This window comes from Paraburkholderia sp. C35, assembly GCF_003121405.1.
Classification (GTDB): Bacteria; Pseudomonadota; Gammaproteobacteria; order Burkholderiales; family Burkholderiaceae; genus Paraburkholderia.
Genome location: NZ_QBUY01000034.1, coordinates 13,463 through 25,752, shown reverse-complemented (window position 1 = coordinate 25,752; position 12,290 = coordinate 13,463). Strand labels below are relative to the sequence as shown.

The 12,290-nt window shown below is 65.2% G+C and carries 12 protein-coding genes; 10 read left to right on the top strand and 2 right to left on the bottom strand.

What is annotated here, in order from left to right; translation table 11 throughout:
* Positions 1–100: 100 nt before the first annotated feature.
* Both DK391_RS20885 and DK391_RS20880 read right to left on the bottom strand, forming a co-directional pair.
* Positions 101–763, bottom strand: a complete 663-nt coding sequence (locus DK391_RS20885; protein ID WP_109479887.1) for a hypothetical protein — start codon at positions 761–763, stop codon at positions 101–103.
* Positions 764–1,095: 332 nt separating this feature from the next.
* The gene (locus tag DK391_RS20880) at positions 1,096–3,540 is read right to left on the bottom strand and encodes an Eco57I restriction-modification methylase domain-containing protein (protein WP_162600876.1); all 2,445 of its coding nucleotides are present in this window, start codon (positions 3,538–3,540) and stop codon (positions 1,096–1,098) included.
* A gap of 178 nt (positions 3,541–3,718) precedes the next feature.
* On the opposite strand from DK391_RS20880, the gene DK391_RS20875 reads away from it, so the two are divergent.
* From DK391_RS20875 to DK391_RS20830, 10 genes are all read left to right on the top strand, one after another.
* Entirely contained in the window at positions 3,719–5,164 is a 1,446-nt protein-coding gene (locus tag DK391_RS20875) for a hypothetical protein (protein ID WP_109479885.1), read from the top strand.
* Between the two features lie 388 nt (positions 5,165–5,552).
* Positions 5,553–5,792 (top strand): hypothetical protein, encoded by a 240-nt coding sequence (locus tag DK391_RS20870; protein WP_109479884.1) that lies wholly within the window; start codon positions 5,553–5,555, stop codon positions 5,790–5,792.
* 107 nt (positions 5,793–5,899) lie between these two features.
* On the top strand, positions 5,900–6,409 hold the full coding sequence (locus DK391_RS20865; protein WP_109479883.1) for an ankyrin repeat domain-containing protein: 510 nt from the start codon (positions 5,900–5,902) through the stop codon (positions 6,407–6,409).
* Positions 6,410–6,461: 52 nt separating this feature from the next.
* The gene (locus DK391_RS20860; protein WP_109479882.1) at positions 6,462–7,208 is read left to right on the top strand and encodes a hypothetical protein; all 747 of its coding nucleotides are present in this window, start codon (positions 6,462–6,464) and stop codon (positions 7,206–7,208) included.
* A 69-nt stretch (positions 7,209–7,277) separates the two neighbouring features.
* Complete coding sequence (locus DK391_RS20855; protein ID WP_109479881.1) at positions 7,278–7,940, top strand: hypothetical protein; 663 nt, start codon at positions 7,278–7,280, stop codon at positions 7,938–7,940.
* A 14-nt stretch (positions 7,941–7,954) separates the two neighbouring features.
* Positions 7,955–8,587: a hypothetical protein gene (locus DK391_RS20850; RefSeq protein ID WP_109479880.1), complete on the top strand. Its 633-nt coding sequence runs from the start codon at positions 7,955–7,957 to the stop codon at positions 8,585–8,587.
* Between the two features lie 121 nt (positions 8,588–8,708).
* Positions 8,709–9,293, top strand: a complete 585-nt coding sequence (locus DK391_RS20845) for a helix-turn-helix domain-containing protein (RefSeq protein ID WP_162600875.1) — start codon at positions 8,709–8,711, stop codon at positions 9,291–9,293.
* 80 nt (positions 9,294–9,373) lie between these two features.
* Complete coding sequence (locus tag DK391_RS20840; RefSeq protein WP_109479878.1) at positions 9,374–10,348, top strand: ankyrin repeat domain-containing protein; 975 nt, start codon at positions 9,374–9,376, stop codon at positions 10,346–10,348.
* Between the two features lie 95 nt (positions 10,349–10,443).
* Positions 10,444–10,926, top strand: a complete 483-nt coding sequence (locus DK391_RS20835; RefSeq protein WP_109479877.1) for a hypothetical protein — start codon at positions 10,444–10,446, stop codon at positions 10,924–10,926.
* 257 nt (positions 10,927–11,183) lie between these two features.
* Positions 11,184–12,287 carry an ankyrin repeat domain-containing protein gene (locus DK391_RS20830; RefSeq protein ID WP_109479876.1) on the top strand — a complete coding sequence of 368 codons (1,104 nt, stop codon included), beginning with the start codon at positions 11,184–11,186 and terminating at the stop codon, positions 12,285–12,287.
* The last annotated feature ends 3 nt before the right edge of the window (positions 12,288–12,290 follow it).

Below are 12,290 nucleotides of genomic sequence, written 5' to 3'. Positions count from 1 at the left end.
GTCTAGCAGTCCACCACGCGCACAGCCAAGGACCGTGCGGAAGCAATCAGTAATGGGGCTCCATCGGAGAACCTTTCCGTAGCTCACGCCCGATGCGGCGCTAACCCCGTGCGCGGGGTGGTCGCTTGGCGTCCGCCTCGTCCAGGATCGCGTTCTCCGGGAACCGTTCGAGGTAATCCCTCAACCCATGGTTGCCCTTGCGGACGTCGTGGGCCTCCGCGATGGCGGCGAGGTCTGCCTCGTCGATCGGATCTTTCTTGTCGTCAGGCCACGACGCGAATCCGTACACGATGACCAGCGACGCTGGGTACAACCCGTTGCGGCCGTTGGCGCGGTCCTCCTCGTACCAACCCTTCGGGCGAAGGGCGTACATCTGAACCGCATCGGATACGCGATGACGCCAGTATTCCTCGTGGTCCTCGCACATCACCTTGTGCGACGGTTCGGTCACCCCGCGCTTGAGCTTCTTGTAAGTTTCGATGTGGCGCGCGGCCGTCAGCCAGTTTGCTCGATCCGGTTCGGCATGCGGATTTCGACCATCGTTGGTCAGCGCCGCGTGCGCGCGCTGCATCGACAGGATCGCCTGGTCGAGGTGATTCTTGCTCTCCCGATCCTTCTGCGGCGTCTTGATGGCGGTCCACGCGATGAAGCCGGACACCCCGATCGCGATCGCGGACACCATGGGCGAGGCGATAGCGGCGATGAGTTTGATGGTCCCGTATGGATCGGCCGCGACAGCGGCGACGGTGGTTGGATCAGCCATGGAGCGCCACCGTTTGCCAGGCCGGCGTCGTAGTGTTCCCGTTGCTCACTGGTACCCCTCGCATTCGTTGATGGTGTTATCGGGACGGACGAGCCGGTCCCGTTGCGAGGAGCATTCTTACACGATGCAATGAACAGCGGAAACCGAGGCACGACCGCAACCGGCGGGACGTTCCTCCCGCGAGGAAACGGGCGTCAGCAGCAGTGTCCTGGGCGCTTGCGCCCCAGTGGGTTTGGGGTTTGCGCGGTTCACGGGGTGATCCCATTCCCATGCAAACCCCTCCTGCGGAGGCTTCGGGCGACCCGCTTCGCGCCATCACCCCCGGCTCCCGGTCAGACGTTGACGGTCTCCGGCGCCACCGCCTCGACCGCCATCGCATCGCGCTCCACCGTTCCGGCATTCCCCATCGGCACGATGCGCAGCAGGGCGGCGGTGTAGGTGTGGTACGGGCGCGTGCTCTTCTTCGCACGACCGTAGCGAAAGATCGCCCGCCACGTGCTCTCGCTTTCCAGCACGCGCTGCACGCGGTCGATGTCCGCCGGGTCGCGCGGCTGAACCACGAAACCTCCCACGAACAGGAAGCGCCCGTCCGGCGAGATCTCACGCGGGGTGATGCGAATCGGCTTCATCGCTTCGCACGGCCAGCAGGTCACGAGCAGCACCGGCAGGTCCGGGTCGAGCGTCAGCATCCCGGCACGGCGACCAAAGGCATACCAGTCCTCGATTCCCTTCGTTCCGCGCGCGTCCAGCCGGTCACGGCGGGCGCTCAACCACTTCAGCGCGTCCGCACCGAGACGGTTCTCCGGCACGAGACGCCACGCCGCGTCGTACGGGGCGATCATCCGGTCGGTGCTCGCGTCGAGCTTCGACCGGTTGTGCAGACGGTTGAGCTTCAGGAACCGAGGCGTCATGGCGAGCGGCAGGCGCACACCCTGACCCGTGAGCGGATCGACCGCGTGCACCCGCTCCCCGACCACCTGACCGCCTTCGACCAGGAAGGCTCCGTCCGCGCTCGTGTTCACGCCGGAGTGGACGATCGCGATGTCGTTCAAGGTCGGACCGTCCACCGCACCGCGCAACAGACCGTCCAGATCGCGGTCCTCCCCAAAATACCAGCCCGTGTCATCGAGCGGACCGTTGTCGTCGCGGAAGAACACCTCCCACGGCGTGCCTTCTTCCGGGAGGTTGGTGCGATGGAGCAGCGGGGCATGGGTTTCCGGACCCGTCACAACGATGGACGTGTAGGTGGCGGCTTTCGTCCCGAACACGAGGCGCATGCCGAAATCCACGACAGCACGCACCCGAGGGCGGAGGTGAGCGCGCAGCGCGTCGGCGCAACGGTTGCTCATCCACGTGGTGGGCACGACAAGCACAGAGCGATCGCTCTGGCGGGTGGCTTGCTCCATGAACCCAAAATACAGGTCGAAGTTGCCGGCCCCGCAGGCGATCGGGAACGCTTCGCGCAGGCGGTCACGGTAGTCCGGCTCGAGCGCAGTCGTGCGGACGTAGGGGGGGTTCCCGATCGAAATCGAAAAGCGTTCGCGCGACCAGCCGGCGAAGAGGGCATCGCCCACCCGCAGGTTCGGACGCAGGTCCGACACCACCCCGTGCTCGGCAAAGTACGACGTCCACAGGTTGGCGAGGTCGTCGATCGCTTTCTCGCACACATCTTGAGCGAACAAATGCTTTTCAGCCCACGTCGCGGTCTGCTCGTACGACCAGCCGCGCTCATGCACCCAATGCTGAACGATCGCCCACAGGAACACGCCCCTCCCCACCGATGGTTCCAAAACACGGTCCGTCGGCTCGAGGCGGGCCATGCGCACCATCGAGCGGGCGAGCGCGCTCGGCGTGTAGACAACGCCCCCGGTGCGGCGGGCCTCGTCGGACAGACCGCTGTCGTCGTGCAGACGGTGCGCTTGCTCGAACACCGTGGGCAACGGCTTGGACAGCGTTCCCGCGTAGCCCGCGACCAGTTCGTCCTGGGCGATCGACGGGTTTCCGGCGGTGCGGCGCTTCACGACCTCCCACGCACCGTCCGACTCCAGACGCTCGAAGCGCTCGCGCACGAGCTTCTTCTCGAAGCGGTCGGTGGCACGCACGAAGTAGTGCGAGCCCGTCGGGACGCGACCGAACATGTCCTTGACCGCGCCGGCGGCGGACCCCACACGCTGGACGGCGAAGTCCGCGCTCAACCGCTCGGCGTCGGAGAGCAGGACGAAATCCGGGTGCGTGCGCACCACCGGCACCGGTTCGCTGGCGTGGACCGCGCTGCGCTCCCACAGCATGAACGTGCAGGGCACGTCGTACGGCTCGCCCTCGTGAACGAACGCGCTCTCCGGCAGGATCTCCTGGTGAACGAGACGGAATCCACGGTCGAGGCGACGTTGGACCGACGCCTTTTCGAACGAGCGGGGCACCACGAACGCGATGAAGGAGGTTCCCGGGAACGACGCGGCACGGTTGAAGAACCGCACGGCGAGCGACGCGTTCTTTCCGAACGGCGGGTTCCCGACGAACGCCATCGGCGCGGCCGGCTCCTCTGGCGTCCAGTCGAAGAAGTCCGCTTGCTCAACCCCATCGCAACGCGGGTCGAGGTCCAGACCGATCGACCCGGCGGGGAACTGCTCGAAGAACGCACCGGCGCCGGCGGACGGCTCGACGAAACGCAGACCCTTCGCCTTGCGTCCGAGACGGGTCAACAGCGTTTGGTAGAGGGAGTGAGCGACCGCCGGGGAGGTGTAGAACTGGTCGAGGCTGCGTGCGGTGGTGGTCATGGCGTCCGTCGTAGAAGTTGCGCGGACCCCCATTTAAATGGCACACCCCTCCCGCTCGCGGACGTGGATTTTTCGGAGAGGCGAAATCCAGGCCAACCCGCTGGCAGGCGGAAACGGCACCCGGGGCAGCAGGCCGGCTTACAATCGGACGAATCACAATCGGACCGGGGCGAGCAGGATGGTGACGAAGGCAGGCAAGACGGTGGACGGGGCAGCAGGAGCAAAAGCACCTAAGAAGCCGCACGGGAATGCGAAACTGGCGTGGCACGTCCCGCGCACGCAGGCGTGGGCGAGGTGGTGCCGCTTCGAAGCCGAAGACGCGCTCAACGGGACGAGCCGGCTGGTGCTCCCGGAGGGCAAGACCTTGGAAGCGCTCCGGGCCTATCTGGTGAAACGGGTGAAGAACCCGCTGATCAACGACACGGGCGACGCGGACGAGACGTTGGCACGGGACCTGCCCGGCGGGAAGGCATCGAAGGGCGAACGGCTGCAGGTGTCGCGCGACGCCATGAACGGGCTGCTGGACGGCCAGGCGGGCACGGCGTGGCACAAGTACGAACGCGGGACGGTCGGCAAGCTCGACCCGGCGACCGTGTTCAAAATGGACGGGTGGATCCCGGGGGCGCGAGCGTTCTACGACGTTGGCCCGCATGGCGTCCCCATCTGGGCGCTGATGGGCGGTGTGCTCACGGTGGACGACTGCTGGCTCCCGATCTTGCATTACCGCGAAGGTCCGACCGATGCGCACCGGCGCACGGCGGACCTCCTGGAACTCGACGTCCTACCGGTGGGCGAACACCCGGATCCGGACGGGCGTCCGGCGGTTCCCCGGGCGCTTGCGGACAAACCTGCCCATCAGCGGTCGGCGGCGGACTGGCGTGTGATCGACGAAGCGATGAGCGCGAGCCTTCGGATCGGTGCGCGGATCATGTCGGAATACACCCCGCAGCAATGGCGGCACGCCATCCAGGCAGGCTACAGCGTCGATTTCCCGAAGATCGCACCCGCGGAGAAGGAGAAGCCCAAGGAATCCGCGCAAACCGCACCGGCACCGACGGGCAAAGCCGGTCCAAAACCAAAACCGGCGATCAAGGGACCGGACGCTCCGGGTGCGAGCCGGGCGGCGTACGCAGCGCAGGTGCAGGCCCAGACGGAGGAACCCACCCGCGAAGCCCGGGACCGCACGGAGCAGGAACGGGGGACGCCGCCCGAGGACGACGGTTTCATGATCGGCGACGTTCTGGTCCTGGCGGTGGCGGCGCTGATCCATGCCGGCGCAAAAAGCACGGGGGACTACGCCTGGAACCATCCCGAAACCGGTTGGCTTGAAGACGACGTCTTCGTGTCGTTGCGGGACCGCCGCCGGCTGTTCGAGGCGTTTGGCGAACTTGGCTTCTTCCGCGACGACATGAACGCTTGGCTCGACACCCTATGGGCGGGCTACCTCGACCGCAACGGCTACGACACCGAGCCGACGGAAGAGGAGATCGACGCCAAACGGGCGGCGTACGCCCGGCTGGTCGAAGAAGAAAACGCGGCGAGCGCGAACACGCGTCCGTCCGACGACCTTCGGGTGCAGGCGCTGGCGAAACGCAAGAAGCCATCGACCGTCCGGGTCGATTGACAGCAAGGCGGGGCGCGGCGTTTCCGCACGCCCCCGCAACCCTCCACCACCAACCTCATCAACCCCACCCGGGGCGCTCCGCTTCCCCGGCGATCGCCCGCGCACGCCACCGGCGTCGAACGGCGGGCTCCTCGATCGTTCAGGTGCAAATCACTTCCGCGGACGTGACGGGCGGCAGCGGGTCGTCCCGCGGCGTTAGCCGCCCGGGTCTTTAGGGGACGTCACGGGTCCCCGTTTCCCTCCATCCCGCGTCCAGCAAGGCACCCAGCAGCGTCTTCCCGGGACGTTGTCCCGGATTTCGCGCGTCCGAAAAATCCGAATCCGCGGCTTGGGGCCTCGCGACGTGATCATCCATTCCATCGCAACACACCACGGAACGGAGATCACCATGACGACGCTTCACCAACCCACCGCTGAGCACTCGATCGACCCCACCGGCTCGCTCGTCAATGTGCTTCCCATCGCCCACCGCGCCGGCGCGCTGCTGAACACCACGGCTCCGATCCTCGTTCCGTTTCACGCGTTCAGCGCGTGCTGCGACCGGGCGGACGCTCGTTCCAGCCGCGGCATTGGCAAGAAGAGCGACGGGCTCTGGCGCGACCTCGCGCGTCACCAGGTGACCGTCTGACCGTCCCCTGTCCCGGATTTCGGGTCCTCGAAAAATCCAGATCCGCGGCACCCCGGCAACCTGCCCGAAACTGCATCCATCGCAACCAACCACCTAAGGACACCACCATGAACGCACCGACCGTACAACTGCTCGACACCCTGACCGACGACCTCGAAACCCGTTTCAACAGCCTGCTCGACGCGACCGTCGCAGGGGACGTCACGACGGTCCGCACGCTGGTGACCCGTGAGCGCAACGATTTGCTCGCTCTGCAACTGAACAACGGGTGCGACGCGCTCATCGTGGCAGCACAATGCGGCAACCCGGAGATCGTGCAGCACCTGATCGACTGCGGTGCCGACCTCAGCGCGCGCTTCGAGGCTCCGAACGGCGAGACCCTGACCGCCTTGGACATCGCCCGCTACAAGAAGAACGGTGACGCGGTGACGGTCCTGCTCGCGGCGTGCGACGCGCAGGACGTGCGCAACGGCGAGTCCCGCACCATCGTCGCGGTCAAGTCTCCCGACGGCACGCTGGACGTGCGGGTGCGCAACCGCCACACCGGCGAAGCGCTGACCGACCGCCTGTCGCTGGCTGCGGCAGCAGAAGGTCGCCAGGCAGCGCTGCGCGTGTGATCCCCGTCCACCTCGACACGACCATACCCATCATCCCCAAAGGAGCAAAACCATGAACTTTCGCTCGGACGCGACCGGCACCCTCGTTTTGAACCGCATCACCCCCGTTGTCCACGCGCTTTTCGACGCGTTCGACGTCACCGCGTTGGGCGATGGCGAAGCGATGATCGCGTGGTCCGACGACGACGGCGCTGGGAACTACGCAACGACGGCGATCTCCGACGGCACGTGGGGCGACGCTCACCAGGGTCTGATCCGGCTGGCGAGCGACCTCGGGGTCCATGTCGATCAGGCGGACGATGACGAACCGGTGCTTCCCCCGGTGTTCGCCGCGCTGATGGACCACTTTGGCGTGCCGGTCGCATCGCGCGAGACGGTGAACGACCTCGTCGACCGGCACGGCTTCGACTGCATCGACGAGTGGTTCGACACGCCGGCGGACTTCGCCGACCTCCTCATGCTGGCATCCCTCTTCGACGACGGGCACGGCTTGGCGTCGATCGCACTGGACTGCGCGAGCGTGGGAAGCCGTCCGGCGATCCAATCGTATTACGGCACCGCGACCTTCCAAGGCGTCCAGTTCTCCCATTGGGTGAACACTTCGAAGGAACTGCTCTGGGCGGAACGCCTGCGCAAGGCGATCGCGGCGCAGAACCTCGACCGTGCGAGCAAGGTCGTGACGGAGAAGGTCACGCGTTTGCTCGATGGCATCAAAGACGAGACCGTGCGCGCCACCGTCGCACAAAACCTGATCGCGGCGCTGCAAGCAACGCAAACGCAACCGCCAGTCCCCCGTTGATGGTTTATCGCTGATCCGTTCGTTTTCATTTATCCCAGCATCCTCCCAAATCCATAAGGACTACATACCATGATCAAGACCCGTGAGCAGTTGATGAAGGAACTTCACGTCGCGAAGGAAAAGCAGGACGCCGGGCTCTCGCAGCGCGTGCTTAAGGAGTTGCACAAGCTCCACGTGGTGGACCCGCTGGAACCTTGCATCGGCACCACGAACGTGAAAATGATCATCGACACGCACAACAACCATGTTCTCGCGTGGGCGTGCGTCCCCAAGGCGAAGCGCAACGCAGCACTGGAAGCACTGCGTGAGGGCGGCAAAACGGTGACCGCCCACGTGGATGCGACGGACGGGCGTGAAACGGTGATGCACCTCGCGTGTCTGGCCCTCGCGGGGGGAAACACGGCGAACTACATCTTTGTCCTCCATACCGTGACCAGCACGAACGCGCGGGACAAGAAGCTCGTGGTCAACGGGATCCACAACCTGATCGTCCTCGAAAAACACGTGCAGCATTTGCATTCGCTCGGCACGGCGTTGACGGAGGTGAACGCCGAGAGCGGTCCTCGTGCGTCCCTGATCCAGATCGCGGTGATGGCAGCGATCAAGGCGAACGGTCCGCGCAGCGACAACGTGAACGACCTTGTATCGCTGTTGACCGAGTTCTACGGTGACGCGGCAAAAGCCGCGCTGTCGGAAGCGATGATGGAAAAACTCATGCACGCAGCGGCTTAACCCGGAGACCCCTCATGCAGATCCTCAAGATGACCGACGGCAAGCTCACCCTCGCGCACGTCACCCCGGTGATTCGCGCGCTCTTCGCCCCGTTCGGCGTGCAGGACGACGGCACGTTGAACATGAAAGACCCCAACCCGATGCGGCTGGACCTGATCCCGTTCCTGCGCGGCCTGATGGACACCATGGGCGTCGATTACCCGGCGGAGGTGACCAGCACGGCGATGCTCAACGCAATCGCACGTCGCCTCGGGAAGCCCGATGCGGTGAGCGACGACGACCAGGAGGAAGGGGAGGACGGGGACGACGAGAACTACCTGATCGAGGACGCGTTCGATCTGGCGGTGGCGCTCGACGACGGGCACGGCCTGATCGAAGCCACGACCTTCGCGACGGAGCACGGCTACGGCTATCACGACGGTCCGGACACCACGACGAACTTTGTGACGCGCCACGTGAATCAGTTCGACCGCACGATCAACGGCTACGAGCACGCGGCGGCGGTCCACGACGCTCTGCAACGGAAGGACTACCGCGGAGCGGCGGACACGATCGAGGTGAAGATCGACGAACTGCTCATGCAGATCCGCGACCCCAAAGCGCGCAAGAAGGTGGCAGCACAGATCAAGATGCCGCAGGGCGGGTAATCCATCCCCACCAGGAAGGTTGTTGTCCCGGAAAACAGGTCCTCGCGAAATCCGAATCCGCAGCAAGAACCCTATCCGAACGAAACTGGCTTCACTGTTCAACCACCCACGGAGAAATCTCGTGAACGTTACCTGCACGACCGCAGAACTCCCGTCCCTCCTGCCCATGCTGGCCGGTCTGAAGTCCGCGTTCCACCTCACCGTGAGCGACGCACCCGTCGAAACCGAATCGGTCGCACCGTCGAAGACGCCCGAGCCGACGGTTACCATGGCGGCACCGGTGCCGGTCGTGAAGCAGGACGTGGTGGGGGAACCCACGGCGGTCCAACAACCGGCACCGAAGGTCAAGGGCGAGCCGCGCTGGTATTCGACGGACGAGGTGAGCGCGCTCTTCGGTCACACCTACACCTCGCGCACCATCGATCTGATGAAGCGTGCCGGAATCGACGCGCTCCTCGCGAACCGTTACGGGAAGTGGGGCGACACGCGCAACTACTACGACGCCGACAAGGTCGACGCCCTCAAGAAGCTCTTCAACGACACGTTGAACGCGAAGGACGCGGCGTCCCTCATGGGCGACAAGAGCCAGAAGCCGATCTACTACCACACCAAGCATCGCCACATCACCCCGACGAAGGTGGCAGGGAAGATGCGCTACCGCCTTGATGACCTTCAACAACTGATGCGCTTGCGCAAGATCGCGTAAGGCATCACCGATCAACGGAACCCCGAACTACAACTTCACCAGGTGCAACGCACCCTGCGAAAACCATCAAGGAGAGCATCATGGGCAACACCCAATCGAACACCTACAACCCGCTGGCCCCGATCGCCGCACCGTTCATGGTTCTGGTCCCGGACGCGACCGGCAAGCGCACCTTCGACCCGGCGTTGCAGCCGGCGCTCGAGCAGATGTTTTGGAACGGCATCCGGGGGGACGTTCCGGCGATGAAAGCCATGCTGGACATGGCGACGACCGCCGGGTGCGCGAGCACCTTTCGCTTCACCGCTTACCAAGATACGGGCGTCACCTCGTGGCTCAGCCCGCTCCACTTGATGGTCATGGTTCAAGGGGTGTCGTGGAACGACGAGATCGCGACCCTGCTGATCGACGCCGGACACTCGATCGACGCGGGATCGGACAACGGGACGACCGCGCTGATGGCGGCGGCGATCAATGGGAACGCGCAGGCGGTGTCGGCGATTCTCGCACTGGGGGCGAACGAGAACCTGTATGACCGTCACGGTCGCACGGCCCTGTTCAGCGCAGCGGCGTGGGGAGAGACCGACTGCGTGCAACGTCTGGTGGTCGGTAGCGTGAACCCGAACCTCAGCGACCATGACGGCCAAGCACCGTGCGACACGGCCGAAGCGTGCGGCTACCCCGAACTCGCAGCGATGCTGCGTCCGCTCACCATCCAGCGCATCAAGGCAAAGGGCACGGACCCCTACCCGACGCTGGACGATTCGGGCTATTCGTTGCTGCACTGCTTCGCCGAAATGGGCCAAACCGCGGCGGTGGAGGCGATTGCTTCCGTGAAGGGCTACAAGCCCCCGCGCACGGCAGGCGGCTTGACCCCGGCGCACCTTGCGCTGCTGCACGGCCACGGTGAAACCGCGGTGGCAGCACTGGGCGCCGGGGGCGACTACTCCAAGCTCGAACCGCTGGTGAAGAACCTGCGCAAGAAGGGTTTCAACGTGCCGTCGGTGACGACGCTGATCGTCCTCGAACTCCACGGCCAGCCGTATCGCTCCGTGTGATCGACCAATGACCACCCGTCGTCGGCGATGGACGGCGGGTGTTTTCTCATCCACCCACCAGGGCGATCCTTGTCCAGAAACGTAGGAGAAAACGCATGATCCTTCATTGCACCACGGCAGAACTTCCGACCCTCCTCCCAGCGCTGGCAGGGATCAACCTCACGCTCAAGATCCACGTGACCGACGCCCCGGGTGGGACCTCTGCGCCCGCCATGACGCCCCATGAAGCGGTGCGCATGTATGACGGAAAGACCGTGGGAGCGATGTTCGGTTACATCAACGTCACCACCGCTGGGCGCCTGATGAAAAACGCTCGCATTCCGGCGGTCACGATTCGCACCGGCGCCCGCGGCGGGCGGCGGGCTTACTACGACGCGGACCGTGTGGACGCGCTGCGTCGTCAGATCGACGAGACCGTGACCGCGATCGACGCGGCGATCATGATGGGCGACACGAATCGTGGTGCTCTCGATCTGCACACGCGGCGGCGTGACATCACCCCAGTGCTGGTAGCAGGACGCCGCCGCTACCGCAAAGAGGACGTCGTGGCGTTGATGAAGCTCCGTGGACTCTCGTAAAACCATCGATCAACCACCCACGAGGACGATCGGATCCCCCGGCGACGGCGCGAAGCGGGATCTCCCGGGCGCGAAAGCGCCCCACCTGGGTGTTCATCGCCCGAAGCAAAACATAGCGACGAGGATCGAACCATCGTCAGGTGCAACGCCACCCAACCACCCAATAACCGAAGTATTTTTCGCCGTTCCTCTTGAGTTTTTTTGGCCACGCAGTAGCTTGGATCAACACCCCACCCCGTTCGCACCGGAGCATCGACATGAGCAACATTCCCCTGGCTTGGCTGCCCGCATCGCAACAGGAAACGGACTACGCCCTCATCGGGGCTGTGCAAACCGGGAGCACCGGGGTGGTCGAAAGACTGCTGGCCGCGGGCGCGGACCCCAAGGCTCAACGCCCGTCCGGATGGGCGAACGGGCACGTGCTCACGCCGTTGAACATCGCAGCGGCACCCACCGACCGTTATCACACGCAGGCGCGCGCGGCGATCCTGGGGATGCTGCTCGACCACGCCTCGAACGCGTTCACGCAGGAGGAGAAGGACGGCGCGTTGGGCATCGCGATCGGCTCGGGCGCGGACGCTGTGCGGGTCCTGCTGAACCACGGCGCCAACCCGAACGCGAAAAGGGAGGACGGCACCACGTCGCTCCACCAGGCGATCGTGGCGCACAGCGACCCTGAGATCGTCACCCTGTTGCTCGATGCCGGCGCCGACATCGACGAACGGGACGAAAGCCAGAACGCTCCGCTGCGGATGGCGATCGAACTGGGCCGTGCCCGCGTGGTCCGGCTCCTGCTCGACCGTGGGGCGGACGTCCACGTGACGCACTCCCCGGACAACCACGTCTCGCGTCTGGCGACCGAGGGCGGCGACATCTGGTCGATGCTCGTGCTCGAGCCGCGCACGGGTCCCTTCCGGCAGCGTTTCGAGGAGGCGGTGATGGCAGGCCATTCCGCGACGCTCAAGGAACTCCTGACCCAGCGCGCACCGGGCGACGACCTCTCCGACGGAATCCCCGATCTGCTCGACCGGGCTTACATGTGGACCTCCGGCAACCGCGGCGGCGATAAGGTGAAGTCTCCATCGCAATGGTGGGCGGAGGCACGGCGTTGCGTGCGAGCCCTGGTCAAAGCCGGCGCGCTGGACCGGACCATCAGCCACCACTACGGTAACGGGTCGAACCTCACGATTCCCGCATGGTTCAACACCGTCCGCCCCGAGATCCAGTCCGGGGTTGCGGAGTTCGAACGCACCGCGAGCACGCTCAGCGCGCTCTTCATCAAGGAAGAGGAGCGAGCGTTGCGCGCGGCGATCAGCACGATCCCCGTCACCGCTGCACGGGCCACGCGCGCGCGTCTGTAACCC